Source organism: Actinomadura decatromicini, assembly GCF_008121305.1.
Classification (GTDB): domain Bacteria; phylum Actinomycetota; class Actinomycetes; order Streptosporangiales; family Streptosporangiaceae; genus Spirillospora; species Spirillospora syzygii.
The window spans coordinates 619,226-642,883 of the sequence record NZ_VSRQ01000005.1 but is presented as its reverse complement, the minus strand read 5'-3'; the positions used below and the strand labels follow the sequence as shown (position 1 = coordinate 642,883).

Sequence of the window (23,658 nt, the reverse complement as noted above, 5' to 3'; positions counted from 1 at the left end):
GTCCTTCCGAGGGCTCGCGGCGTAACTGGTGACACGCACGCCAGACGATCCACGTCCGAGACCTGCACAGAGAGGTCCAAAACGGACCGAAGCAGGGGTGCTCTCACACGTGGATAGTCAGAGGGCAGCGCAAAGGGGCAGTGTAGCCGACCGGTACACTGCTCGCAACTCTAGCGCCGCAGTATGCATCACGTTGCCATGGAGCATCGCCCCTGAACGCCTTCCAGTCAAGAGCGGACTTGGACTTTTCGGGCTCTGACCTGCAGTGAGGAACGCCATAGTTTAGGGGTCGCCGGCGGCCGGACGTGGCCGAACGTCACAGGACCCCTGACGTGCCCGGTCAGGAGATGACGACGAGCTCTGACGCGAGCCACTTCCCGTCCTTCTTCACCATCGTCATCCGGATGCGGAGCGACTCGGGAAGGCTCTGCTGCTTGTCGTCCTTCGTGGCGGACGAGCGGTTGGCGTAGACGAGGGCGACGACCTTGTCCGGGGTGGCGCTCTCCACTCCGACCTTCAGGATGGTCGTGTTGGAGACGGCCTGCCGCTGGATGGCGGTCGTCCTGAGTTCGGCGGCGAGCTTGTCGTACTGCGTGTGCAGCTTGCCCGTCGTCGTGGCGGACGCCTCCTTCAGGTCGGCGTCGAGCGTCTGGTAGTCGTACGACGAGAGCTTCTGCGCGGCGCGGGACGCGGCGAACGACGCCTCCTTGCCCGCCGTCTCCGTCGCGTGCTGCTCGCGGACCTTCAGGGCGAGCGCCGTCGTCGCCGCGCCCAGCGCGACCGTCAGGACGGCCAGGACGGCGATGACGAGCGTCAGGCTTCCAGCCGACCGGGAGGAGCGGGGCCGCCGCGACCGGGCGCTCCCGGTCTTGGCGGGCTTGACGGCGGACGACCGCTTGCGGGGCTTCTCCGGCTCGTCCGGCTCGTCCTCGTCGTCGTCCGCCTGTTCCGAGGTGGCGGAGGCAGGCTCCGAAGCGTCTGAGTCGCCCTCTGACGCACTGTCACCGTCGGACGCGACTTCGGGGTCATCCTGAGGCTCGTCGGGCTTCTGGAGGGATTTGGCGGCGTCCTCGCCGTCTGTCTCCTCTCGGGCCTCGGCCTCTTCGGCGGCGAGCTGGGCGAGCCGCGCGGCCTCGCGGGCCTTCGCGGCGGCCTCCTCGGCGAGCCGGGCGGCCTCCGCCGCCTCCTCGGCCCGCGCCGCCATGTCCGACTTCCTGTCGGCCTTCTTCTCGGGCGTGCTCTTGTCGGGGGCGTTCTTGTCGGGGGCTTCGCGCTTGCCCCGGCCGAGCGTCGTCACGGGACGACCTCCAGTCCGGAAATGAGCCAGCGGTCGTCGACCCGCGTGAGGTCCATCTGGTACCGGTAGCCCTTGGGTGTGCCGTTCTTGACCTTGTCGTTGGTCACGGTCCCGTTCAGGGAGACCATCACTTCGGCGGAGTCTCCGTCGATGGAGACCAGGGCCGCGTCGATGTCGCTGACCGTCGACTTCGCCTTGTACTTGCTGACCTGCTGCATGAAGGCGTTCGACTGGGACGCCAGCTTGTTCTTGAGCTCGCCCGTGGTGCCCGCGACGATGCGGTCCATGTCGCGCTGGGCGGTGGACGCGTCGAGCGTCATCAGGTTCACGCCCATCTGCCGCGCCGACTGGATCGCCTTGGCCTTCTGGTCGGCCTCGTCCTTGTTGTGGAGCGTGACCACGCCGAGCCAGCCGGACGCGACGGCGAGCGCGAGCACGACCGCGCCGAGCGCGATCACGGTCACCAGGGACGCGCGCCGGCTCATCGGGCCCGTCCCGGGCTCGTCGGCTCACCCGGCCTCATCGGCTCACCCGGCTTCATCGACTCACCGGCCTCATTGGCTCAGGGGTCCGAGCAGGAGCCACTTCCACGAGGAATCCTCTCCGAGCTGGCGGGAACCGGCGCTGCGCGGCATGGCGTATCGCTTGCCGTCGGGCCCGTAGACGGCGCCGGTCGTTGGATCGTATCCAGCGAATTCGACTGTGTCGGCCGGATACGAGAGGTATAGCCGGTCATCTGACAACTGACCGGTCGGGGCCGCCGCGGCGGGCCCGCCGCCGGAGCCGTCTGACGTCTTCGGAGTGCCCTTGGCCTGCGACTTCGCGCCGCCCTGCGGACCGGCGCCGCCCTCCGGGAACCCGGCGCCCGTCGTCGCGCCCGGCGGTACCTGCGGGACGGGGGCGAGGTCCTCGCGCGGGAAGTTGCGCCCGCCCCGGACGGCCGTCTGCGCGTCGTGCGGGGCCTTGCAGCCCGCGTCCAGGCGCGGCTTCTTCTTCGACGTGTCCTGGGGCCAGCGGTGCTTCACCTTCTCGTAGCCCTTGGTGCAGGCGGGCGGCGCGTCGATGTTGAGCGCGAGGCCAAGGTGCTGGGTGCCGTCGCCAGGTGTGACGGTGAACGCGCCCGCCATGGTCACCGGGTAAAGGATGAACAGCGACCGGAGGCCCGCCTTGCGCGTCGCGATGATCTGGCCCGTGGTGGTGAGGTTGGCCAGGAAGACGGGCAGCGTCGGGGCGAGCTGGTTGATGGCCTTGTGGGATTCGTCCACCGCGCCGGGGACAGCGTCGATCGTCTTACGCAAGGCGGGGTCGTCGTTGCGCAGGGACGTGGTGAGCTCGTTCAGGTTGGCCGCGAAACCGCGGATGTTGGCGGCCTGCCCGCGTTGCGTGTCCAGGACGGTCACGCTGTTGTCCAAGAGCCGCTTGGTGTCGGGGTAAGCCTGCTCAGCGGTCTTCAAGAGGCGGTCGGTGTCGTCCAAGAGCGACTGGAGGTCGTCGGCCGATCCGGAGAACGCCTTGTTGAGTTCGTCCACGATGACGCCGAGGTCGCGGGCGTCGACCGAGCCGACGAGCGAGTCGACGTTGCGCAGAAGCTCGGCGGTCGAGATGGGGAGCGCCGTCCGCTGGCGCGGGATCGTGTAGGCGTCGCCCTCGTCCAGGTACGGGCCGGTCTTCTTCGTGGGCTCAAGGTCGATGTACTGCTCGCCCACCGCCGACCGGTTGGCGATGGTCGCCCTGGTGCCGTCCCTGGGGATGCGCTTGCCGCGTTCGAGGAGCAGCTTGACTCGGATGCCGTCCTTGGTCAGCTCGATGGGGCCGACCCGTCCGACCGGGACGCCCCGGTAGGTGACCTCCGCGTTGGTGAACACTCCGCCCGAGTCGGTGAGGTCGACGTAGGCGACGTACTGCTTGCCGAGCAGGTCGCGCCCGATCCCGATGTAGTTCACCGACACGATCGCCACGCCGACGACCGTGATGACCGCGAACGCGATCAGCTGGATGATGACGCCGCGTTTCAGGATCACGAGAGGCCCCCCGCCATCAGGGTCCGCAGACCGCCGTCGTCGGCCCCCGGCGCGAGCGCGCCCGGACGCCCCGGAGTGGCGCCGCCGCTCGGGAGCCCGGGCAGGCCCGGAAGCCCTCCGGAGCCGGAACCGGAGCCGGAGCCTGTGTCGCCCGGCATCTGCGGCAGGACGCCCAGCGGCGTGTCCGGCAGCGTCACGTTCGGCACCTGGAGCATGTTGCGCATCTGCCGTCCGCTGCCGAGCAGCCCCTCAAGGTCGGTGCCGCCGAGGAGGTTCCGGGCGATGGACTCCAGGTCGAGGTCGAGGGTCAGCCGGACGTTGCCGTAGTCGCCCTCGATGACGTTCTCGAACGTCGCCGGGAACGGGAACGTGATCAGGCTCTCCAGCGACTTCGGCAGGTCGGAGCCCGCCTTGTTGAGGTTCCGCAGGATCTTGTCGAGGTCCTGGAGGTTCGCCAGCAGGTCGGCCTTGGACTTGTCGATCACGTAGGTCGTGGTGCGGCTGAGCTTGTTCAGCGCGACGAGCATCTTGGTCAGGTCGGCGCGGTTCCGGTTGAGGACGGAGATCGCCGGGCCCGTCCTGTCGATGGTGTCCTGGATCGTCTTCCGCTCGTCCGAGAGCTTGCCGGTGAGCCGGTCGATGCTGTCCAGCGCGCGGGTGATCGCGGCGCGGTTGCGGTCGAGCGTCCCGGCGAAGGTGTTCACCTGGGACAGCACCGACCTGATCGTCGGCTCCCGGCCGCGCATCGCGGCCTGCAATTCGTGGCTGATCGTCGAGACCTGTTCGAGACCGCCGCCGTTCAGCAGCAGCGACATCGCCGACAGCACCTCTTCGATCTCGGTGCCGTGGGACGTCCGGTTCAGCGGGATGAGGTCGCCGTCGCCGAGGTCCCCGACCGGCGTCTCCTTCTCCGGCGGTTTCAGCTCGACGAACTTCTCGCCCAGCAGGCTCGTCTGCCCGATGGTCGCGTAGGCGTTGTCCGGGAGCTTCGTGTCGCCGCGCACCTTGACCGTGACGACCGCGTGCCAGCCGCCCCGCCCGGGCCGTCCGGCCAGCTTGATCTTCTCGACCTTGCCGACCGACACGTCGTTGACCTTGACCGCCGACTGCGGGACGAGGTCCAGCACGTTCGCGAACTCGATCTTCACGGTCTTCGGGTGCGAGCCGAGATCGGGGCCGCCCGGCAGCGGAAGCGACTGCACCCCGTCGAACGAGCAGCCCGACAGCGCCACCGTGCCCACGGCGGCGGCGGCCGCGAGCCCCCTCAGCCGTGCTCTCATCGGGCACCTCCCGGCAGCAGCGCGGAGAGGTCGCCCGGCTCGCTCTGCGTCTTCCCCGACTTCGGCGGGCCCTGCGGGCCGTAGGCGTCCGGCGGGATCGGCACCGGCTCGTAGTGCGTGGTCAGCGCGGTGATCCATGACAGGTCGAGGCTGAACCCGGTGAGCGCCTTCCCGATCCCGTTGTACGGGCGGACGAAGTCGAGGCACTGCTTGGCGGGCGTCCCGGCCGAGTAGGCCAGCGAGCAGATCCAGTCGGCGAGGTCGTGGAACTGGCGGAAGTTGTCGCGGGTGTGGATCGTGCCGCTGATCGGGTCGTACGCGCGGGCCAGGTTGTTGATCGCGAGCGGGCCCGCGGTGAGGATCTCGGCCAGCGAGTCCTTCTCCTTCACCAGCACGCCGGTGATCTGCGCGAGCTGCCGGACGTTCGACGCCAGCTCCGTCCGGTTGTCCTTGACGAACCGCTGCACGTTCCGCAGCGTCGGGGCGAGCGTGTTGAGGGCCGCGCTCAGCTCCTCCTTCTCCCCCGCGAGCTGCCCGGACACCCCGTTCAGGTGCCCGGTGAACGACTTGATCTGCTGGTCGTTCGCCTTCATCGCGTCGGTGATGATCCGCAGGTTCCGGATCGTCTGGGCGACGTCGCCGCGGTCGGCGCTGAGGGTGCCGAGGGCCCTGGACGTGTCCGCGATCGTCTGCCGGATGTCCGCGCCCTGCCCCTCCAGGTTCGCGGCGCCGACCTTGAGCAGCCGCGACAGGGAGCCGGTGCCGTCCGCGTCCGGCGCGTTCGCGCCCTGCGGGCCGAGCGCCTTGGAGAGCTTGTTCAGGCTCGCGCCGACCTCGTCCACCTCGACCGGGACGTCCGTCCTGCTCGTGGTGAGCGTCGCGCCATCCGCCAGCACCGGCCCGCCCTTGTAGACGGGGGCGAGCTGGATGTAGCGGTCGGCGACGAGCGTCTGGTTGACGATGACGGCCCTCGCGTTCGCGGGCACCTTGTACTTGGCGTCGTACCTCAGCTCGACCTTGACCGCGTCGCCGACCGGCTCGACGCTCGTGACCTCGCCGACCGGGATGCCGAGGATGCGGACGTCCGCGCCCTTGTAGAGGCCGACCGTCTTCGTGAAGTACGCGGTCATGTGCCGCTGCTCCGTCCCCTGGAACACCAGCAGGAGCGCGGCAGCCAGCACTGCGACGGCGAGGATCGCGCCGCCGAGGCGAAGGATGGTCGCGGAGTTGCGCATGGGACCTGCCTGCTGACTCACGGGAGGAAGGGGAGCGGGTTGTCCGGCCGGTTGCCGGTCTGGCCCGGCTTGTGGGTCGGCTTCTGATTCGGCTTCTGGGTCTGGGACGTCCCGCCGCCCTGCTGCTCGGGGCTCTGGATCGAGGCGGGGATCGGGATGAGGTTCTGGATCCAGGAGTCGAACCAGCGCCCGGTGCCGGTCACGTCCGAGAACTGGCGGGCGAACGGCGCGAACAGCTGGATGATCCGGTCGAGGTTGTCCTGGTTCTTCAGCAGGACCCGGTTGACCTCCGAGAGGTTGTCGAGCATCGGGCCGAGCTGCTTCTCGTTCTCGTTGATCAGCGCGTTGACCTGCTGCGACAGGGTCACCGTGTTGATCAGGAGCTGGTGGATGACGGCCCGCCGCGCCTGCACGGCCTGGAGGACCTTGTCGCCGTCCTGGACGAGTTTCGCGAAGTCCTGGTTGCGGTCCGCGAGGAGCTTGGAGACGTCCTTGGCCTTGCCCGCCAGCTCGTGCAGCTGGTCGTCGCGGGACGCGACCGTGTTCGACAGCCGACGCAACCCCTGCAACGACGCCCGGACCTCCTCGGGCGAGTTCTTGAAGGTGTCCGAGAGCACGTCGAACGACTTCGCGACCTGCTGGACGTCGATGTCGCCGATCGTCTTGCTCAACTCGCTGATCGCCGGGACGACCTCGAAGGGCACGCTGGTCCGCGCGACCGGGATGTTGCGGCCGAGCCGCCCCTTCCCCCGCGGGGTGAGCTCCAGGTAGTGCGCGCCGAGCACCGTCTTGATCTTGATGGACGCCTTGGTGGTCGCGCCGAGCCGCACGCCGTCGTCCACGCGGAAGGTGACCTTGACGTGGTCGCCGTCGAGATCCAGCTTCTTGACCTCGCCGACCTTGACGCCCGCGATGCGGACCTCCTCGCCCGCCTTCAGCCCGGCCGCCTCACGGAACGACGCCGTGTGCGTCTTCCCGCCCGACACGAACGGGATGTTGTCGAGGTTCAGCGCCAGCGCCAGCAGGACGGCGATGACCGCGAAGCCCGCGAGGCCGATGGGGAGCGGGTTCCGCTCCCGGAACGACACCCTCATCTACTTGCACCTCGCGCTCTCGTTCACGATCGCCGGCGTCTGGTAGACGGGACCGCCCGGCAGCCGCACCCGCGCGTCGAGACCGCAGATGTACATGTTGAACCAGGAGCCGTAGGACGAGATGTTGACGAGCCCCTCCAGCCGCTTCGGGGTGCGTTGGAGGCCCTGGTCGAGGTCGCGCTTGTTGGCGTCGAGGGTCGCCGTCAGCTTCCGCAGCCCGGCGATGTCGTCGGCGATGCCGGGACGGGCGTCGGCGAGCAGGCTGCGCGTCGTGCCCTCCAGGTCGTTGATCGCCGCGACCGAGTCGAAGATCGCCTGCCGGTCGCCGGAGACCCCGCTCACGAACCCGCGGAGGTCCGTGATCAGCCGGTTGACCTCGGTGTGCCGCTCGTCGATCGTGCCGAGGACGGTGTTCAGGTTGTCGATCACCTGGCCGATGACGCGGTCGCGGTCGGCGAGCGTGCTGGTCAGCGACGCGACGTGCGCGAGCAGGCTGTTGACCGTCCCGCCCTCGCCCTGGAGCACCTGGACGATCTGCGTCGCGAGCGTGTTCACGTCGTTCGGCTCCAGCGCGGTGAACAGCGGCCGGAACCCGTTGAACAGCGTCGTCAGGTCGAGCGCGGGCTCGGTGTGCTCGACCGGGATCGTGCCGCCCTCGTGCAGGTAGCCGTTGACCTGCCCGGCGCCGTCGGTGAGCGAGAGGTACCGCTGCCCCATCAGGTTCCGGTACCGGATCTGCGCCCGGGTGGACGACGGCAGGCCCGCCTTGAACGCGTCGTCGTCCTCGACGCTGAACGTGACCTCGGCCTGCCTGCCCTTGTAGAGCCTGATGCCCTCGATCTGGCCGACCCGGACGCCCGCGACGCGGACGTCGTCGTTCTTCAGCAGCCCGGTCACGTCCGTGAAGATCGCCTTATACCGGACGGTGTCCCGGAACCGCGTGTTGGAGATCGTCATCGCGAGGATGCCGGTGGCCACCGACGTGACGACCACGAAGATGCCCAGTTTGATCGCGGCGCTCGTCGTCCTCAATTGATCGTCACCACCGATCCGTCGCCGAACAGCGGGCCGAACATCAGCACGGACAGGTCGGAGAGCTCGTCGGCGGGCGTCCGCGTCATCGGGCCGACGATGTTCTTGATCTTGTCCTTCTCGCTCATCGAGCCCGGGTCGACGAACACGTTCGACACGGCCCGCCCGCGACCGCCGCCTCCGCCGTTCGGGTCGCTGGGGTTCTTCCACCACAGGTCGTCCTGGGTGCCGTCCAGCGCCAGGTAGTCGGGGAAGGGGACCTTCGGGTTCGGCAGGTTGTAGCAGCGCGGGTTGCGCTGGTCCTTCGCCTCGGGCGCGTCCAGCGGGTACTTGTAGCCCGGCCGCGGCTTGACGATCTCGATCGTCAGGTTGAAGGTCTTCGAGCCGTTCGCGCCCGCCACCCGCTCGGCCTCGGGCTTCAGCTTCATCATCCCGGCGAGGACGCAGGGCAGCGACGGCGAGTACTTCGCGACGACGCTCAGCCCGTCCCGGTTCGCGATGTTCACGCCGATGATCTTCGGGCCGTTCCGCCGCATGAACGTGTCGCCGTCCTGCGCCAGCGCGGTCGTCGCCGGGATCAGCCGCTCGATCGCGTCGCGCTTGTCGGTGATCGTCCGGCTGGTGACGTTGAGGTTGCGAAGCGTCTGCACCAGGTCGGGGGCGGCCGCGTGGTAGATGTCGGACACGTCCGCGAGTCCGTCCAGGTCGTGCACCAGCGTGCCGAGCTGCGGGTTGATCTTGCGGAGCAGCGCGTCGGCCTGCTCCAGGTTCCGGCCGATCTGGTCGCCGCGGCCCTGCAGCGCCGTGGCGAGGGCGTTCAGCGTCGCGTTCAGCTCCGCCGGCTTCACCGCCTGGAGCAGCGGGAGCAGGTCGTCCAGCACCTTGTCGATCTCGACGGCGGCCTGCGAGCGGTCCTCCGGGATGACGGCGCCCGCGCGCAGCCCGAGCGGCCCCGGCCGCTCCGGAATCTGCAGATCGACGTACTTCTCGCCGAACAGCGTCTTCGGCAGCAGCCGCGCCTGGACGTTCTCCGGGATCATCTTCGCCTTGCCCGGATCGAGCGCCAGCCGCAATGTCGCGCCATTCTCCGTCGCGTCCGTGCCGCGCACCTCGCCGACGATCAGGCCGCGCACTTTGACGTCCGAATGCGGCAGCAATTGCAGCCCGGCGCGCCGCGCGGACACCTTCACCTCGGTCACCGACGTGAACGACTTGTTGTACAGCGCGACGGTCAGCGCCAGCAGCAGCACGATCACGAGAAGCATTCCCGTGCCGAGCAGCCGATACCGGATCCGTTGGCTCATGAGCGCGCCTCCCGTGGGGGGACGACCCCCCACACCCCCCGGTTCGCTTCGCTCATCCCATTCACCCCGCGATCCGGACGCCGGTACCGGTGCCCCAGATGGCCATGCCGAGCAGCAGGTCCGCCACGTTGATCACGACGATGCTGGTGCGGACGGCGCGGCCCACCGCGACGCCGACGCCCGCCGGGCCGCCGCTCGCGTGGTAGCCGTAATAGCAGTGGATCAGCATCACCAGGACCGAAAAGATGATCACCTTGCCGAAGGACCACAGGATGTCGTTCGGCGGTAGGAACAGATGGAAATAGTGGTCGTAGGTGCCGGTCGACTGCCCGTAGAACAGCGTCACGATCACGCGCGTCGCGCCATAGGACGCGAGCAGCCCGACGATGTAGAGCGGAACGACCGCGATCATCCCGGCGAGCATCCGGGTCGTGACGAGGAAGGGCATCGACGGGACGGCCATGACCTCCAGCGCGTCGATCTCGTCCGAGATCCGCATCGCGCCGAGCTGCGCGGTGAACCCGCAGCCGACCGTCGCCGACAGCGCGAGCGCCGACACGAGCGGCGCGATCTCGCGGGTGTTGAAGTAGGACGCGACGAACCCGGTGAACGCGGCCGTGCCGATCTGGTTCAGCGACTCGTAGCCCTGGAGGCCGACCTGGCTGCCGGTGAAGAACGTCATGAAGCCGACGATCGCCACCGAGCCGCCGATCACCGCGAGCCCGCCGGTGCCGAGGCTGACCTCCGCGAGCAACCGGAGAACCTCGGTGCGGTAGCGGCGCAACACCCGGAACGTCCACGCGAACGCGCGGGCATAGAACGACATCTGGTGGCCGAAGTCGTCCAGCCGGTCGAGGGGCGTGTTCAGCCACCTGGTGAACGGCGTCCGCCCGCTGCCCGAGGCCGCCATCACATGCCCTTCGACGGGACGAACTGGAAGTACAGCGTGGAGATCAGGAAGTTCTCCAGGAAGAGCAGCATGAACGTGATGACGACGGTCTGGTTGACGGCGTCGCCGACGCCCTTCGGTCCGCCCTTGGCGTTCAGCCCCTTGTAGGCGGCGACGAGCCCGGCGGTGATGCCGAACACGAACGCCTTGAACTCGGCCTGCAGGAGGTCGGGGAGCTGCGCGATCGCGTTGAACGACGCCAGGTAGGCGCCGGGCGTCCCGCCCTGCAGCATGACGTTGAAGAAGTAGCCGCCCATCAGGCCGACCACCGACACGAGCCCGTTCAGGAACAGCGCGACGAACGCGCAGGCGAGCATCCGCGGCACCACCAGGCGGTGCAGCGGGTTGATGCCGAGCACCTCCATGGCGTCGATCTCCTCGCGGATCTTCCGCGAGCCGATGTCGGCGCACATCGCCGACCCGGCGGCGCCCGCCACCAGCAGCGAGGTGACGAGCGGGCTCGCCTCCCGGACGATCGCGACCACCGCCGTCGCGCCCGTGTAGGACTGCGCGCCGAGCTGCCGGATCAGCCCGCCGACCTGCAACGACAGCACGCCGCCGAACGGGATCGCGACGAGCATCGTCGGGACGACGGTGACGCTGACGATGAACCACGCCTGCTGGATGAACTCGCGCCACTGGAACGGCCACTTGAACAGCGCGCGGCCCGTGTCCAGGCAGAGGGCGAAGAACCGGCCCGGCTCCTTCACCAGGATGTTGACCGCGCCGTCGCCCACCTTGCGGAACGCCGCGGAGGAGCCGCCGCCCTCGTCGCCCCCTCGCCGGCCCGCGCCGATGCCGGTGTCAGGAGAGGACATCAGCGGCCCGCGCCTCCGGCCGGCCCCGGCGGCGGACTGCCGGGGAACTGGCCGCCGGGCCCGCCCGGTCCGGCGGCGCCGACCGGCGCCATGGACGCCACGTACCGCGGCCACTCCGCCACCCAGTCGCGGCCGAGGTCGTCGACGAACGAGCCGGGCGGCGGGGTGACGCCGTGCGCGGCGCACCACGCGCCGGGCGCGTGCATGCCGGAGCGGAGCAGCCCGTTGCTCGGCATCTGCTGCGGCGGGATCGGCGGGAGCTTGCCCGGGTCGTGGCCCATCTTCGCCTCGGCCTCCAGCTCGGACTCGTCCTTCTCCTCCGACATCCCGATCGGGCCGATCTTGCTGGCGTTGAGGAACTGCCGGACGACCGGCTCCTCGCTGGACAGCAGCATCTCCCGCGGCCCGAACATCGCGAGGTGCCGCTGGTAGAGCAGGCCGATGTTGTCCGGGACGGTCCGCGCCGTGTTGATGTCGTGGGTGACGATGAGGAACGTCGCGCCGATCTGCGCGTTGAGGTCGATGAACACCTGGTTGAGGAACGCCGTGCGGACCGGGTCGAGGCCGGAGTCGGGCTCGTCCACGAGCAGGATCTCCGGGTCGAGGACGAGCGCGCGGGCGAGCCCGGCGCGCTTGCGCATGCCGCCGGAGATCTCGCCGGGCAGCTTGTGCTCGGCGCCGAGCAGGCCGACCATCTCCATCTTCTCCAGGACGATCCGCTTGACCTCGGACTCGGACTTCCTGGTGTGCTCGCGCAGCGGGAAGGCGATGTTGTCGAACAGGCTCATCGAGCCGAAGAGGGCGCCGTCCTGGAACAGGACGCCGAACAGTTTCCGGGTCTCGTAGAGCTGCGCCTCGGGGAGGTGGGGCAGGTCGCGCTCGCCGATCCAGATGTGGCCCCGGTCGGGCTTGAGCAGTCCGACGAGCGACTTCAGGAACACCGACTTGCCGGTACCGGACGGGCCCAGCAGCACGGAGATCTCCCCGGCGGGGATGGTCAGCGACACGTCCTGCCAGATCACCTGGCGGCCGAAGGACTTGGTCAGGCCCTCGACTCTGATCTCGACGCCCACTCGTCACCTTTCGTCCAGGCCGGGGGGAAATCCCGAACCAATGAGCGAGTAGCTCTCAGGCTCTGTTCTGTCTGCGGCGGTCCGTCTGCGGCTGTCGGCTCCGGGGGTCGGTTGCTGTCACGCCGTGTGCCCGCCCTCTTACTACCGTTCGGTAGCCGCGAGGGGTTCAACTACCGTAGCGGCCTCCCGTCCAAATGGAAGGGGTTCCGGCCCAGATCAGCGGCTAAATGCGACGTCGTAAGACAATCGTTACTTATGGCGGCAATGAGACTAATGGTGCGAGAACCGGCGTATCAACCCCGGGGACGCCGCGGCCGGGCCGCGGGAACGGGACGGCCTGGTGCGGCCCCAGCGCCAGACGGGACGCTACGCCGCGTCCGCGGACCGGCACAACCCGCCGCGGCACACGGTTTTCCACGGCGGTTTGTCACTCGCGGACGGAATCCCGCGCCCCGGCAGGCGCCCCGGCGCGGGGGCGCCGCGAACGCGAACGAGGCGGCCGCCCCACCTTCCGGTGGGACGACCGCCTCGCGAGAAGCGTCGTTGCGAGGACGACGGTCCTGGACGGTCCTACTTGACCGTGACGGAGGCGCCCGCCTTCTCCAGGGCCTCCTTCGCCTTGTCGGCGGTCTCCTTGTTGACCTTCTCCAGGAGCGGCTTCGGCGCGCCGTCGACCAGGTCCTTGGCCTCCTTGAGGCCGAGGCTCGTCAGCGCGCGGACCTCCTTGATGACCTGGATCTTCTTGTCGCCCGCGCCCTCCAGGATGACGTCGAACTCGTCCTGGACGGCGGCCTCCTCGCCACCGCCGGCCGGGGCGCCCGGGGCCGCGGCGACGGCCGCGACGGGGGCGGCGGCCTTGACGTCGAAGACCTCCTCGAACTCCTTCAGGAACGCCGACAGCTCCAGGAGGGTCATCTCCTTGAACGCGTCGAGCAGGTCGTCATTGCTGAGCTTCGCCATGATCTTTCCTCCGCTGTGGCTACGTGGATGGGGTGTGGGTACCGCGGGTGCCTACTCGGCGGACGCCTCTGCGGGTGCCTCGTCGGCGGCGGGGGCCGCGTCGGCCGCAGCCGCGTCGGCCGGGGCCTCGGCGGTCTCGCCGGCGGCCTCGCGCTTGACGCGCAGCGCCTCGACGAGCTGGGCCGCCTGCGTCGGCAGGGCGTTGAACAGCGCCGCCGCGTTCGACATCGACGCCTTCATCGCGCCCGCGAGCTTCGCGAGGAGCACCTCGCGCGACTCGAGGTCCGCGAGCTGGGAGATCTCGGAGGCGTCCATCGACTGACCGTCGATGAAGCCGCCCTTGATCACCAGGAGCGGGTTCGCCTTGGCGAAGTCACGCAGGCCCTTCGCGGCCTCGACCACGTCGCCGCGGACGAACGCGATCGCCGACGGGCCTTCGAGCAGTTCACCGAACTTCTCGTCGACGCCGGCCTCGTTCGCCGCGCGCTTGGTCAGCGTGTTCTTCACCACGGCGAACCGCGCGGTCTCGCCGAGGTTGGTGCGCAGCTCCTTGAGCTGCGCCACCGTGAGCCCGCGGTACTCGGTCAGCACGGCGCCGTTGGAGCTCTCGAACTCGTTCTTGAGCTCGGCGATCGCCGCGGCCTTGTCGGCCTTTGCCATGTGGCCTCCTTCCGATTACCTGGGTTGGTCACGACCCTCGCCCGCCCCCTGGGGGACGGACCCGGATCGACCAAAAAACGCCCCGGCGCAGATAAGCGCGGGGCGTCCACAGGCAGGGCGCGGAGGCCATGCGGGAAGCTCTCGTCTCACCTGCGCAGGCCGCCCGACACGAGTCGGGTCCTTCGGCCGCCCCGGATGGGGCGACGACCGGCGGTCTTCGGCATCGAACAGAATACGTAACGCTCGTGCGCAAAGCCAAATCGGAAACGGCGAAGGCCGCGCCGGTCATCGCGGCGCGGCCCTCGGACGTCCCGTCCCGCCGGGATCAGGTGCCGGGGATGCCACCGCCGCCGCCGAGCCCGTTCAGGAGCTGGCCGAAGTCGGTGACCTCGCTCTCCGGCGGCGCGCTGATCTGCACCGGCTTGCCGAAGTCGCGGTAGGTCATGGTCAGGTTCGTGGCGCCGGCCTGGGCCGTCTGCTTCGACTTCAGCGCCATCTTCCGGGGGAGCTGCTGGCCGTCCACCCAGAGGTCGAAGTTCATGTCGTCGAGGCCCGCGGTGCCGGCGTTCTTGCGGACCGTCTCCTGGCTCTCCGGCGGCAGCTTCGCGATCGCGTCCTCGATGCGGTAGGTGCCGGTGTAGTGCGTCGTCTGGACGCCGTCGACCGTCTCCTTGCCGACCTCGCGGACGTCCTTGGACGCCGTCAGCATCTTCGTGTTCTGGACGGGGTCCATCTGCTGCGACTGCTTGAGCAGCTGGTCGAGGTTCATGCCGGACTTCTTGCCGAGGTCGTCGAGCGAGATCTTGAACCAGGGCTTGGCGCCGGTCGCGCCGCCGAGCTGCGACAGCATCGGCATCTTCATGTACATCGTGCGGCCGACGAGGATCTGCTGCATGCCGCCCGTGGACTTGCCGCCGACCGTCATCGTGTCGAAGTTCATGCTGTAGGCGAGGTCGGGCTTCGTCCGGTACTGCATGCTCCCGGTCGCCGAGACGTCGCCGGCGCCCGAACCGCTCGCCTGCATCGACAGCTCGGCCTTGAAGGAGTCGGCGGTGCCGGTCTTCTCCGCGGCCTTGCCGAGCACCTGGGCGGCGGTCAGCTTCAGGTTCTCGCCGGCCTCGTCCACCTTGTCGCCGGTGTCGCCGAGACACCCGGTCAACGAGAGGGCGAGGCCGGTCGCCAGCGCCGTTCCTACGGCGAAACGACGGATCATCGTGGAAGGTCTCCTTGGTCTGGTCGCCCCCGGTTCGCTCCGAAATGACGCCCGGGGGTCCGGGCCGATGCTAGATCAGACGTCAGGCAGACCGCTCTGGTTCACTCCGTCCTGGTGTGTCCCGGTTTCAGTTGCCGCCGAGGATCCCGCTGAGCGAGAGCTGCCCCACCTGGTCGGACGGCGGCGGGTTCACCTTGAACGACGTTCCATAGTCGCTGTAGCGAACCGTCACGGTGCCCGAGTCGCCCTGCTTGTCGGACGCCTTCGAGACGAGCTTGCGCGGGAGGTTGTCGCCGTCCGTCCACAGATCGAAGTTGATCTTACCGTTGGCGCGGTCCTTGGGCAGCCATTTCTCGACCTTCTGGCGGGCGTCCGCGTCGAGGCGGTTCAGCGCGTCCTGGACGGTCACCGTGCCGGTGTAGTGCGTCGTCTTCACGCCGTCGATCGTCTCGGTGCCGACGCGGCGGGCGTCCTTGGAGCCGGTGAACATCTTCGTCTGCTCGGCCGGGTCGACCTGCTGGATCTGGTCGACGACGCTCTTCATGTCGAACCCGGTCTGCTGCCCCAGCTGGTTGAGGTCGATCTTCACCCAGGGCTTGCCGTCGCTGACGAACCGGGCGAGCTGCGGCACCTTCGCGTAGAGGACGTTGTCGGTGAGGAGCGCCTGGCCCTTCGCGCCCGGGACGGTCTGCCCGTTGCTGCTGAACTGGTCCAGCTTCGCGCTGAACTTCAGCGTCGGGCGGAGCTGGAACCGTCCGTCGGCGTGGACCTCGCCCTTGTTCTGGCCGGTGCCCGTCACCGTGAGGTCGGCCTTGAAGCTGTCCGCGCGCCCCGCCTTCTGGGACGTCTTCAGCAGTGCCTCACCGGCACTGAGCTTCATGTTCTCGGTGTTCGCCGTGCCGTCCCCGTTGCATCCGGACAGGAGGAGCGCGGTGCCCACCGCCGCGCCTCCGGCCGCCACCACGAGTCGTCGGTTCATGCGGGTCGAGCTCATGAGGGTAGAGCCTCCTTGATCGCCTGCTGGTGTTCCCAGTGTCGCGGGACCCCCACGGCGGCTACATCACCCGTTGGTACGAATGGGCGTCCGCGCGGTACGACCATCGGCGTAGCACCGCGCCTGCCGCCCGGCACTAGCGCAGGCGCGCCCGCAGGACGGATTTGCGGATCTTCCCGGTGCCGGTGCGCGGGAGGTCGGCGGCGAACTCGACGCGGCGCGGCGCCTTGAAGCCCGCGAGCCGGGAGCGGCAGGCGGCGATCAGGTCGTCCGCGCTGGGCGGTGTGGCGGCGCCCGCCGCCGGGACGACCACCGCGCACACCGTCTGCCCCCAGCGCGGGTCCGGCAGGCCGACGACCGCGACCTGCGCGACGCCCGGGACGGTCCGCAGCACGTCCTCGACCTCGCGCGAGGAGACGTTCTCGCCGCCCGTGATGATCACGTCCTTGAGGCGGTCGACCAGGTAGAGGTAGCCGTCCGGGTCGACGCGCCCGGCGTCGCCGGTGCGGAACCAGCCGTCCGCGAACGCCTCGGCGGTGGCCTCGGGATCGTCCCAGTAGCCGGGCGTGACCTGCGCGCCCTTCACCGCGACCTCGCCGAGCGCGCCGGGCGGGAGGTGCTCGCCGTCCGGCCCGAGGACCGCGATCTCGACGCCGCCGACCGGGCGTCCCGCCGACTCCGCCAGCTCGGGCCGGGTCGTGATCGCCGCGCGGTGGTCGTCGGGGGTGAGGAACGTCGCGTTGCCCGACAGCTCCGTCATCCCGAAGCCCTGGTTGAAGTCGCAGCCGAGCAGGTCGGCGGCACGGCGCAGCAGCGGGACGGGCATCGGCGCCGACCCGTAGGAGATCACGCGGAGCGTCCCGCGCAGCGCGGCGCCCGCCGCCGGGTCCGCCGCGACGTGCGCGAGCAGGTCCTCCAGCATCGTCGGGGCCAGCGACAGGCTCGTGAGGCCGTGCCGCCGCGCCGCCTCGACCAGGGCGTCCGCGCGAAACCGGCGCAACACGACGGCGTGCCGTCCGAACAGGTGGTGCAGCATGACCTGGTAGCCCGCCACGTGGCAGAGCGGGAACGGCGTGCAGAACACGTCGCCCGGCCGCACCGGACGTCCGGCCGCCGCCACGTCGATGCCCGCGAGCAGGCTCCGGTGCGTGAGCCGCACACCCTTCGGACGGCCCGTCGTCCCGCTGGTGAACATCAGCCACGCGACCTCGCCGTCCGCGCGGGACGGCTCGACGGGCGGAGCGTCCCAGGGGATGTCGTCCAGGTCGACGAGCGGAGGACGGTCGGCGGGCAGGTCGCCGTCGGCGGCCAGCCGGTCGAGCAGATCGGCCTCGCCGAGGACGACGCCCGCCCCGCCGCGGACGATCTGGTCCGCCCACTCGCGCGGATGCAGCCGCTGGTTCAGCGGCACCAGGACGCGGCCGTCCCGCGGAACGCCGTAGTAGGCGGCCACGTATTCGGGACGGTTGTGCGACAGCAGCGCCACCCGCGTCCCGGCCGGGAAGTTCGCGGCGAGGTGGGCGCTCAGCGCGTCCGTCCGGGCGCGCAGCTCGCGGAACGTCCAGGTCGTGGCGCCGACCGACAGCGCCGGGGCGTCGGGGACGTCCTCCGCCGCACCGTCGAGGACGTCGTAGAGCCGATGCCGTGAACCGTCCACCACTCCACCTCCCGGACTCCTGAATCTACCAGTCGTTCGGTTGGCGCACCGGTGTACGGTGCCGGAACGCGAACAGGGCGCCCCCGGCGGGGACGCCCTGTTCGATGAGCCGCTCGTACTGGATCAGGCTTCGTCCAGCTCCGAGGTCAGGTTGCGGACGGCGTTCGGGTCGACGGGGATGCTCGGCCCCATGGAGGTCGTCATCACCGCCTTCTTCACGTACCGGCCCTTCGCCGCGGACGGCTTCAACCGCTGGATCTCGTCCACGGCGGCCGCGTAGTTCTCCACCAGCTGGCGCTCGTCGAACGACGCGCGGCCGATGATGAAGTGCAGGTTCGCGTGCCGGTCGACGCGGAACTCGATCTTGCCGCCCTTGATCTCGGTGACCGCCTTCGCCACGTCCATCGTGACCGTGCCGGTCTTCGGGTTCGGCATCAGGCCGCGCGGACCGAGCACCCGGCCGAGCCGGCCGACCTTGCCCATCTGGTCCGGCGTCGCGACGACGGCGTCGAAGTCCAGGAAGCCGCCCTGGATCCGCTCGATCAGGTCGTCGGAGCCGACGAAGTCGGCGCCCGCCGCCTCCGCCTCCTGCGCCTTCGCGCCGACCGCGAACACGAGGACGCGGGCCGTCTTACCGGTGCCGTGCGGCAGGTTGACGGTGCCGCGCACCATCTGGTCGGCCTTGCGGGGGTCGACGCCCAGCCGCATGGCGACCTCGACGGTCGGGTCGAACTTGACGACCTTGGTCTCCTTGGCCAGCTTCACGGCCTCGACCGGGCTGTACAGGCGCTCCCGGTCGATCTTGTCGGACGCGGAGCGGTAGCCCTTGCTGCGCTTCATCGTCTCTCCTTCGGTGTGGGCCCACGGGGGCCTCGGTGAGAGTCGTGGTCCGGGCCGCGCGATGGCCCTCCCACCGCCTCGCGGACGGTTCCGCGGGGCGTTTCGCCGTCACGGCGCCGGGGCGCCGTGACGTGCGGTCACTTGACCTCGATGCCCATCGACCGCGCGGTGCCCGCGACGATCTTCTCGGCGGCGTCCAGGTCGTTGGCGTTGAGGTCGGGCATCTTGGTGGTCGCGATCTCGCGGATCTGGTCGCGGGTGACCGAGCCGACCTTGGTCTTGTGCGGCTCGCCGCTGCCCTTCTCGATGCCCGCGGCCTTCAGGATGAGCTGAGCGGCCGGCGGCGTCTTCGTGACGAAGGTGAACGAGCGGTCCTCGTAGATGGTGATCTCGACGGGGACGACGTTGCCGCGCTGGGACTCCGTGGCAGCGTTGTACTGCTTGCAGAAGTCCATGATGTTGACGCCGTGCGGACCGAGCGCGGTACCGACGGGCGGCGCCGGAGTCGCCTGGCCGGCCTGGAGCTGCACCTTGACGAGCGCGGCGACCTTCTTCTTCGGAGGCATACGAACCCCTTTGTCCCATTTGATGTTGATCCCGACTCCCGCTTCGCGGGCAACACGGCGGCGGGACGACCCGCCGTGTGGGGACCACCTGAAACTCACGACCCCGCGTGGCGGGGAGCACTACCAGCATCGCCTGCCCGGCCGGCAACCGAACCGGGCCGCCCCCGCACGCACGATGAACCTCACGTGCGCGGGACCGGCCCGTCCAGGATACGGCCTGGGCGAAGTGCGCCTGTCAGATCTTGGAGACCTGGTTGAAGCTCAACTCGACCGGGGTCTCGCGGCCGAAGATCGACACCAGCACCTTGAGCTTCTGCTGCTCGGCGTTGATCTCGTTGACCGTGGCGGGCAGGGTGGCGAACGGGCCGTCCATGACGGTGACGGACTCGCCGACCTCGTAGTCGACCGTGGCCGCGACCTTCGCCGCCTCCTTGGCCGGGGCGGCGCCCTCCTCCGGCTCGGGGGCCAGCAGGTTGGCGACCTCGTCCAGGCTCAGCGGGGACGGCTTGTTCAGCAGCCCCACGAACCCGGTCACGCCCGGGGTGTTGCGGACGGCGGCCCACGACTCGTCGGTCAGCTCCATCCGGACGAGGATGTACCCCGGCAGGACCTTCTCGTTGACCTTCTGCCGCTTGCCGCCCTTGATCTCGGTGACCTCGTGCTGCGGCACCTCGATCTGGAAGATGTAGTCCTCCATGTTGAGGGTCTGGGTGCGGGTCTCGATGTTGGTCTTGACCCGGTTCTCGTAACCCGCGTAGGAGTGCACGACGTACCAGTCGCCCGGCTGCATCCGGAGCTGCATCTTGAACTCGGCGTGCGGGTCGACCGGCGGCTCGGCGGGGCCCTCCTCGGCCTCGCCGGCCTCCTCGCCCTCGTCCGGTTCCTCGGCGCCCTCGCCGGACTCGTCCTCGGCGGAGACGACGTCGGCCAGGTCGCCGGCGTCCGCGGCGGCGTCGGGCTCGGGGCCCTCGCCCTCGAGCTTCGTGTCCGCGGGTTCGGCGTCGCCGGCGGAGACGACGGCCTCGGCCGTCTCGTCGACGGGCTCGGCCGCCTGGTCCGCCGCAGCAGCCGCAGCGGACTGGGCCTCGGCAACGGCCTCGTCGTAGGGCTGTGAGGACTCGGACACGGTGACTCTTTCTCTCGGCTCTGCGGTGATTGACTTGCGTTGGTGCGGCGGCGGGCCGGTCTTCGGCGGCCGCGGTCGTCGGTGTCGCCGGGTCGGCCGGTCAGCCGAAGAGGGCGTAGACGCCCTTCTGCAGCCCGTAGTCGACGCCGGACACGATCGCCACCATGATCAGCACGAACACGAGGGACACGGTCGTGTAGGTGACGAGCTCCCGCCGGGTCGGCCAGATGACCTTGCGCAGCTCGGCGAGAACCTGGCGCACGAAAAGGGCCGGAGACGTCCGCCTGGACGGGGACTTCTCCTTCTTGCCCTTGCCTTCGTCCTTGGCCTCGGGCTCGTCGCGAGTCTCAGTCGCCATTTGCCGCCGTTCACCTCATCGGTCGTGATCCAACCACCGGGGTGGTCGCCGCGCGGTCCCGTGCCGCGGAGCGCCACGGACCCGCCATGACGCGGCCGGTACGGGTGCGCGCACCGCACCTCGCAGGGCAGGAGGGACTCGAACCCCCAACCGCCGGTTTTGGAGACCGGAGCTCTACCAATTGAGCCACTGCCCTTCATTCTCCGGCTGCGGAGAACCCCCGGCCACGGGACCGGGGCGTGTCGCGTCCCAGCTTACGGCCTGCACGAACGTCCGCGTGCGGACAGGCGCGTATACCGGTGACGCTTCACTAGGACGGTGAGTCTACGTGCCGGAGGCCCCCGCGTCGAACCAGCCGGGCGGACGATCCGCCCGCGCCCGGGCGGCGCTCCGGGGGCATGGCGTCCGACCGGCGCGGATATATCGCTCGGGTCGGTGAACGGCGTCTGTAACGATAGGGGCATGAGCATCGACCGTCCTCGCATCTCCAAGCGAATCGCCGCGATATCCGAATCCGCCACGCTGGCCGTCGACGCCAAGGCCAAGGCGCTGAAGGCGGCGGGCCGCCCGGTCATCGGGTTCGGCGCGGGCGAGCCCGACTTCCCGACGCCGGACTACATCGTCGAGGCGGCGGTGACCGCGTGCAGGGTGCCGCGCTTCCACAAGTACACGCCCGCGGGTGGGCTGCCCGAGCTGCGCGCCGCCGTCGCCGAGAAGACCGAGCGCGACTCCGGGTACCGCGTCGAGGCGTCCCAGGTCCTGATCACCAACGGCGGCAAGCAGGCGGTGTACGAGGCGTTCGCGGCGCTGCTCGACCCGGGCGACGAGGTGCTCCTCCCGACGCCCTACTGGACGACCTACCCCGAGTCGATCAAGCTGGCGGGCGGCGTCCCGGTGGACGTGGTCTCCGACGAGACCACCGGCTACAAGGTGAGCGTCGAGCAACTGGAGGCGGCCCGCACCGACCGGACGAAGGTGCTGCTGTTCGTGTCGCCGTCCAACCCGACCGGGGCCGTGTACTCCCGCGACGAGATCGAGGCGATCGGCCGCTGGGCCGACGGGCACGGCCTCTGGGTCGTCACCGACGAGATCTACGAGCACCTCGTCTACGGGGACGCCGAGTTCCACTCGATGCCCGTCGTGGTGCCGGAACTGGCCGACCGGACGCTCGTCCTGAACGGCGTCGCGAAGACGTACGCGATGACCGGCTGGCGCGTCGGCTGGCTGATCGGCCCCGCGGACGTGGTGAAGGCCGCGCAGAACCTCCAGTCGCACGCGACGTCGAACGTGGCGAACGTGTCGCAGGCCGCCGCGCTCGCCGCGGTCACCGGCGACCTGTCGGCGGTGGCGGAGATGCGCAAGGCGTTCGACCGGCGCCGCAAGACGATCGTGCGGATGCTGAACGAGATCTCCGGCGTCGTGTGCCCCGAGCCGGAGGGCGCGTTCTACGTGTACCCGTCGGTCAAGGAGCTGCTCGGACGGGAGATCCGCGGCAAGCGCCCGCGGACGTCGGTGGAGCTGGCGTCGCTGATCCTGGAGGAGGCGGAGGTCGCGCTCGTGCCGGGCGAGGCGTTCGGCACGCCGGGATACTTCCGCCTGTCCTACGCACTCGGCGACGACGACCTCGTCGAGGGCGTCTCGCGCGTCGCGAAGCTGCTCGCCGAAGCCAACTGACCCTTATACGAAAGACCGGCTAGACGAAAGACCGGCCCCGGGCGGCATCGCCCGGGGCCGGTCTTTATGCGGAACGGGGCTGCCTCGAATGACCCGTTCCCGGATGTCCGGCGGGACGTCCCGCGAGCGGCCCCTCTCCGTCTCGGGACGCCCCGCCGGAGCGGGGCTCTATCGATCCCGGCTCACGGCCGGACGCCTTCGGCGATGCGCATCAGGTCGTCCGCGGCCCGCCCGCCCGCGGCGACCGTGACGCCGACGCCGCGCCGGGCGAGCCAGCACACCTGCCGCCCGGAGCCGACGTGGTCGCCGGTCAGCGCGGGCATCCCGCGCACGGTCGCGTGGCCGGGGATGCCGGTCGTCTTCATGAGGTCCTGCGGGCCCGTGAACCCGCCGCCCTTCACGAGGACGATCTCCACCCAGCCGCCGTCCCCGACCCAGCGGCACGTCGTCGTCTTCCGCCCGGCGGCCTCGGTGGCGGCGCAGGGCGCGGCGGCGGCCAGCCCGGACGGCAGGTAGGTGATCCAGCGCGGCAGGCCGTCCACGACCCCGGCGCCGGGGCGTCGCGGGCCCCCGCCCCCGCCGCCGTGCGGCGGCCGTCCCTCCGGCTTCGGCGGTGCTCCCGCCCCGGGCCTTCCCCGTTCGGACGGGGTCTGGGGAAGGCCCGGGGCAGGCGGTCGTTCCGGCATCCGGAGCGCCGAGACGGTGTTACTCGGACGGGCCGTCTCGGAGTTCCCGGCAGGTGCGGCCCGGAACGACTGGTAGGTGGGCACCAGGGCGAGCGCGGCGACCGACGCGGCGACGGCCCCCGCCGCCGCCTGGACGCGCGCCCGCCGCCTGCGGTGCCGGCGCTTCACGTCGGTGACGAGCGACGGCGTCGCGGTCGTCCCGGCCACCTGCTCGGCCATGGCCTTCCGCAGTTCGCTCTCCAGTTCCATCGCTCATCTCCCCAGTGGCGCCAGGTTCTTGTCGAGGCGTTCCCGGAGCCTGGCGAGCCCCCGGGACGCCTGGCTCTTGACCGTTCCGACCGAACAGCCGAGCGCCTCCGCCGTCTCCGCCTCCGACAGGTCCTCCCAGAAGCGGAGGACCAGCACGGCCCGCTGCCGCGGGCCGAGCTTGCGCAGTTCGTCCATGAGCGTCCCCCTCAGCTCGACGGAGTGGTTCGGCGAGTTCGTCGGCGTCTCCGGCAGCCTCGCCATGTGGATCTCCCGGAGCACCTTCCACCGCCGGGCCCGGCTGATCACGAGATTGACCAGGATCCGGCGGACGTAGGGTTCGGGATCGCTGCCCGCCTCCAGCCGCCCCCAGTGGCGGTAGGCCTTCTCCAGCGCGGTCTGCAGGATGTCCTCGGCGTCCTGCCGGGCCCCGCACATGAGCGCCGCGGTGCGCAGCAGGGCATCGCCGCGTTCCGTCACGAACTCCACGAACGACTTCTCGTCTCGACGCCCCACTGTGCTCCGTCCCGGCTAGAGCAGATCCGGCTCGTGTACCGAGGGCGGGCGGCCTCCGC

Annotated in this window: 23 protein-coding genes and 1 tRNA gene; 1 reads left to right on the top strand and 23 read right to left on the bottom strand. The window is 70.0% G+C overall.

The window, feature by feature from the left end; genetic code table 11:
- Positions 1 to 340: 340 nt before the first annotated feature.
- The 21 genes from FXF68_RS25880 to FXF68_RS25780 form a co-directional block, all read right to left on the bottom strand.
- Entirely contained in the window at positions 341 to 1,297 is a 957-nt protein-coding gene (locus FXF68_RS25880; protein WP_148763517.1) for a hypothetical protein, read from the bottom strand.
- Entirely contained in the window at positions 1,294 to 1,782 is a 489-nt protein-coding gene (locus FXF68_RS25875) for a nuclear transport factor 2 family protein (RefSeq protein ID WP_148763515.1), read from the bottom strand. Before FXF68_RS25875 ends, FXF68_RS25880 begins: the two co-directional genes overlap by 4 nt.
- Before the next feature lie 69 nt (positions 1,783 to 1,851).
- Complete coding sequence (locus tag FXF68_RS25870) at positions 1,852 to 3,318, bottom strand: MCE family protein (RefSeq protein ID WP_148763514.1); 1,467 nt, start codon at positions 3,316 to 3,318, stop codon at positions 1,852 to 1,854.
- Positions 3,315 to 4,598, bottom strand: a complete 1,284-nt coding sequence (locus FXF68_RS25865; protein WP_148763513.1) for an MCE family protein — start codon at positions 4,596 to 4,598, stop codon at positions 3,315 to 3,317. The genes FXF68_RS25870 and FXF68_RS25865 overlap by 4 nt, the downstream gene beginning before the upstream one ends.
- On the bottom strand, positions 4,595 to 5,854 hold the full coding sequence (locus FXF68_RS25860; protein ID WP_246178932.1) for an MCE family protein: 1,260 nt from the start codon (positions 5,852 to 5,854) through the stop codon (positions 4,595 to 4,597). The genes FXF68_RS25865 and FXF68_RS25860 overlap by 4 nt, the downstream gene beginning before the upstream one ends.
- Positions 5,851 to 6,927, bottom strand: a complete 1,077-nt coding sequence (locus tag FXF68_RS25855; RefSeq protein ID WP_148763511.1) for an MCE family protein — start codon at positions 6,925 to 6,927, stop codon at positions 5,851 to 5,853. Before FXF68_RS25855 ends, FXF68_RS25860 begins: the two co-directional genes overlap by 4 nt.
- Positions 6,928 to 7,959 (bottom strand): MCE family protein, encoded by a 1,032-nt coding sequence (locus tag FXF68_RS25850; RefSeq protein ID WP_148763510.1) that lies wholly within the window; start codon positions 7,957 to 7,959, stop codon positions 6,928 to 6,930.
- Entirely contained in the window at positions 7,956 to 9,263 is a 1,308-nt protein-coding gene (locus FXF68_RS25845) for an MCE family protein (protein WP_148763509.1), read from the bottom strand. Before FXF68_RS25845 ends, FXF68_RS25850 begins: the two co-directional genes overlap by 4 nt.
- 61 nt (positions 9,264 to 9,324) lie before the next feature.
- The gene (locus FXF68_RS25840) at positions 9,325 to 10,173 is read right to left on the bottom strand and encodes an MlaE family ABC transporter permease (protein WP_148763508.1); all 849 of its coding nucleotides are present in this window, start codon (positions 10,171 to 10,173) and stop codon (positions 9,325 to 9,327) included.
- Positions 10,173 to 11,030: an MlaE family ABC transporter permease gene (locus FXF68_RS25835; RefSeq protein WP_246178931.1), complete on the bottom strand. Its 858-nt coding sequence runs from the start codon at positions 11,028 to 11,030 to the stop codon at positions 10,173 to 10,175. Before FXF68_RS25835 ends, FXF68_RS25840 begins: the two co-directional genes overlap by 1 nt.
- Positions 11,030 to 12,103 (bottom strand): ABC transporter ATP-binding protein, encoded by a 1,074-nt coding sequence (locus FXF68_RS25830; protein WP_148763507.1) that lies wholly within the window; start codon positions 12,101 to 12,103, stop codon positions 11,030 to 11,032. The genes FXF68_RS25835 and FXF68_RS25830 overlap by 1 nt, the downstream gene beginning before the upstream one ends.
- A gap of 570 nt (positions 12,104 to 12,673) precedes the next feature.
- Entirely contained in the window at positions 12,674 to 13,063 is a 390-nt protein-coding gene (gene rplL / locus FXF68_RS25825; RefSeq protein ID WP_148763506.1) for a 50S ribosomal protein L7/L12, read from the bottom strand.
- Between the two features lie 51 nt (positions 13,064 to 13,114).
- Positions 13,115 to 13,723 (bottom strand): 50S ribosomal protein L10, encoded by a 609-nt coding sequence (rplJ, locus tag FXF68_RS25820; protein WP_148763505.1) that lies wholly within the window; start codon positions 13,721 to 13,723, stop codon positions 13,115 to 13,117.
- A gap of 325 nt (positions 13,724 to 14,048) precedes the next feature.
- Complete coding sequence (locus tag FXF68_RS25815; RefSeq protein WP_148763503.1) at positions 14,049 to 14,936, bottom strand: SCO4651 family lipoprotein; 888 nt, start codon at positions 14,934 to 14,936, stop codon at positions 14,049 to 14,051.
- A gap of 127 nt (positions 14,937 to 15,063) precedes the next feature.
- Complete coding sequence (locus FXF68_RS25810; protein WP_246178930.1) at positions 15,064 to 15,930, bottom strand: SCO4651 family lipoprotein; 867 nt, start codon at positions 15,928 to 15,930, stop codon at positions 15,064 to 15,066.
- A 136-nt stretch (positions 15,931 to 16,066) separates the two neighbouring features.
- On the bottom strand, positions 16,067 to 17,587 hold the full coding sequence (locus tag FXF68_RS25805; protein WP_187438112.1) for a class I adenylate-forming enzyme family protein: 1,521 nt from the start codon (positions 17,585 to 17,587) through the stop codon (positions 16,067 to 16,069).
- A gap of 123 nt (positions 17,588 to 17,710) precedes the next feature.
- Positions 17,711 to 18,427 (bottom strand): 50S ribosomal protein L1, encoded by a 717-nt coding sequence (rplA, locus tag FXF68_RS25800; RefSeq protein WP_148763499.1) that lies wholly within the window; start codon positions 18,425 to 18,427, stop codon positions 17,711 to 17,713.
- Positions 18,428 to 18,564: 137 nt separating this feature from the next.
- Complete coding sequence (gene rplK / locus FXF68_RS25795; RefSeq protein ID WP_148763497.1) at positions 18,565 to 18,993, bottom strand: 50S ribosomal protein L11; 429 nt, start codon at positions 18,991 to 18,993, stop codon at positions 18,565 to 18,567.
- A gap of 235 nt (positions 18,994 to 19,228) precedes the next feature.
- A complete protein-coding gene (nusG, locus tag FXF68_RS25790) occupies positions 19,229 to 20,119 on the bottom strand; it encodes a transcription termination/antitermination protein NusG (protein WP_148763495.1) in 891 nt (296 codons plus the stop codon).
- 100 nt (positions 20,120 to 20,219) lie between these two features.
- Positions 20,220 to 20,477, bottom strand: coding sequence for a preprotein translocase subunit SecE (gene secE, locus FXF68_RS25785; protein ID WP_148763493.1), 258 nt, complete (start codon positions 20,475 to 20,477; stop codon positions 20,220 to 20,222).
- A gap of 123 nt (positions 20,478 to 20,600) precedes the next feature.
- A tRNA-Trp gene (locus tag FXF68_RS25780) sits at positions 20,601 to 20,673 on the bottom strand.
- Positions 20,674 to 20,939: 266 nt separating this feature from the next.
- Between FXF68_RS25780 and FXF68_RS25775 the strand changes: the two genes are divergently transcribed.
- Positions 20,940 to 22,151 carry a pyridoxal phosphate-dependent aminotransferase gene (locus FXF68_RS25775; RefSeq protein WP_148763491.1) on the top strand — a complete coding sequence of 404 codons (1,212 nt, stop codon included), beginning with the start codon at positions 20,940 to 20,942 and terminating at the stop codon, positions 22,149 to 22,151.
- A gap of 182 nt (positions 22,152 to 22,333) precedes the next feature.
- On the opposite strand, the gene FXF68_RS25770 is transcribed toward FXF68_RS25775, so the two are convergent.
- Together FXF68_RS25770 and FXF68_RS25765 are read right to left on the bottom strand one after the other, a co-directional pair.
- Positions 22,334 to 23,086 (bottom strand): hypothetical protein, encoded by a 753-nt coding sequence (locus tag FXF68_RS25770; RefSeq protein ID WP_148763489.1) that lies wholly within the window; start codon positions 23,084 to 23,086, stop codon positions 22,334 to 22,336.
- Between the two features lie 3 nt (positions 23,087 to 23,089).
- Positions 23,090 to 23,599 (bottom strand): SigE family RNA polymerase sigma factor, encoded by a 510-nt coding sequence (locus FXF68_RS25765; protein WP_148763487.1) that lies wholly within the window; start codon positions 23,597 to 23,599, stop codon positions 23,090 to 23,092.
- Positions 23,600 to 23,658: the final 59 nt, after the last annotated feature.

Coding starts and splice junctions, on each gene's coding strand:
- FXF68_RS25845 (WP_148763509.1), bottom strand. CDS start 9,263: ATGAGCCAACGGATCCGGTATCGGCTGCTCGGCACGGGAATGCTTCTC.
- rplL (WP_148763506.1), bottom strand. CDS start 13,063: ATGGCGAAGCTCAGCAATGACGACCTGCTCGACGCGTTCAAGGAGATG.
- secE (WP_148763493.1), bottom strand. CDS start 20,477: ATGGCGACTGAGACTCGCGACGAGCCCGAGGCCAAGGACGAAGGCAAG.
- FXF68_RS25875 (WP_148763515.1), bottom strand. CDS start 1,782: ATGAGCCGGCGCGCGTCCCTGGTGACCGTGATCGCGCTCGGCGCGGTC.
- FXF68_RS25775 (WP_148763491.1), top strand. CDS start 20,940: ATGAGCATCGACCGTCCTCGCATCTCCAAGCGAATCGCCGCGATATCC.
- FXF68_RS25865 (WP_148763513.1), bottom strand. CDS start 4,598: ATGAGAGCACGGCTGAGGGGGCTCGCGGCCGCCGCCGCCGTGGGCACG.
- FXF68_RS25815 (WP_148763503.1), bottom strand. CDS start 14,936: ATGATCCGTCGTTTCGCCGTAGGAACGGCGCTGGCGACCGGCCTCGCC.
- rplJ (WP_148763505.1), bottom strand. CDS start 13,723: ATGGCAAAGGCCGACAAGGCCGCGGCGATCGCCGAGCTCAAGAACGAG.
- FXF68_RS25855 (WP_148763511.1), bottom strand. CDS start 6,927: ATGAGGGTGTCGTTCCGGGAGCGGAACCCGCTCCCCATCGGCCTCGCG.
- FXF68_RS25770 (WP_148763489.1), bottom strand. CDS start 23,086: ATGGAACTGGAGAGCGAACTGCGGAAGGCCATGGCCGAGCAGGTGGCC.
- FXF68_RS25835 (WP_246178931.1), bottom strand. CDS start 11,030: ATGTCCTCTCCTGACACCGGCATCGGCGCGGGCCGGCGAGGGGGCGAC.
- rplA (WP_148763499.1), bottom strand. CDS start 18,427: ATGAAGCGCAGCAAGGGCTACCGCTCCGCGTCCGACAAGATCGACCGG.
- rplK (WP_148763497.1), bottom strand. CDS start 18,993: ATGCCTCCGAAGAAGAAGGTCGCCGCGCTCGTCAAGGTGCAGCTCCAG.
- FXF68_RS25840 (WP_148763508.1), bottom strand. CDS start 10,173: ATGGCGGCCTCGGGCAGCGGGCGGACGCCGTTCACCAGGTGGCTGAAC.
- FXF68_RS25810 (WP_246178930.1), bottom strand. CDS start 15,930: ATGAGCTCGACCCGCATGAACCGACGACTCGTGGTGGCGGCCGGAGGC.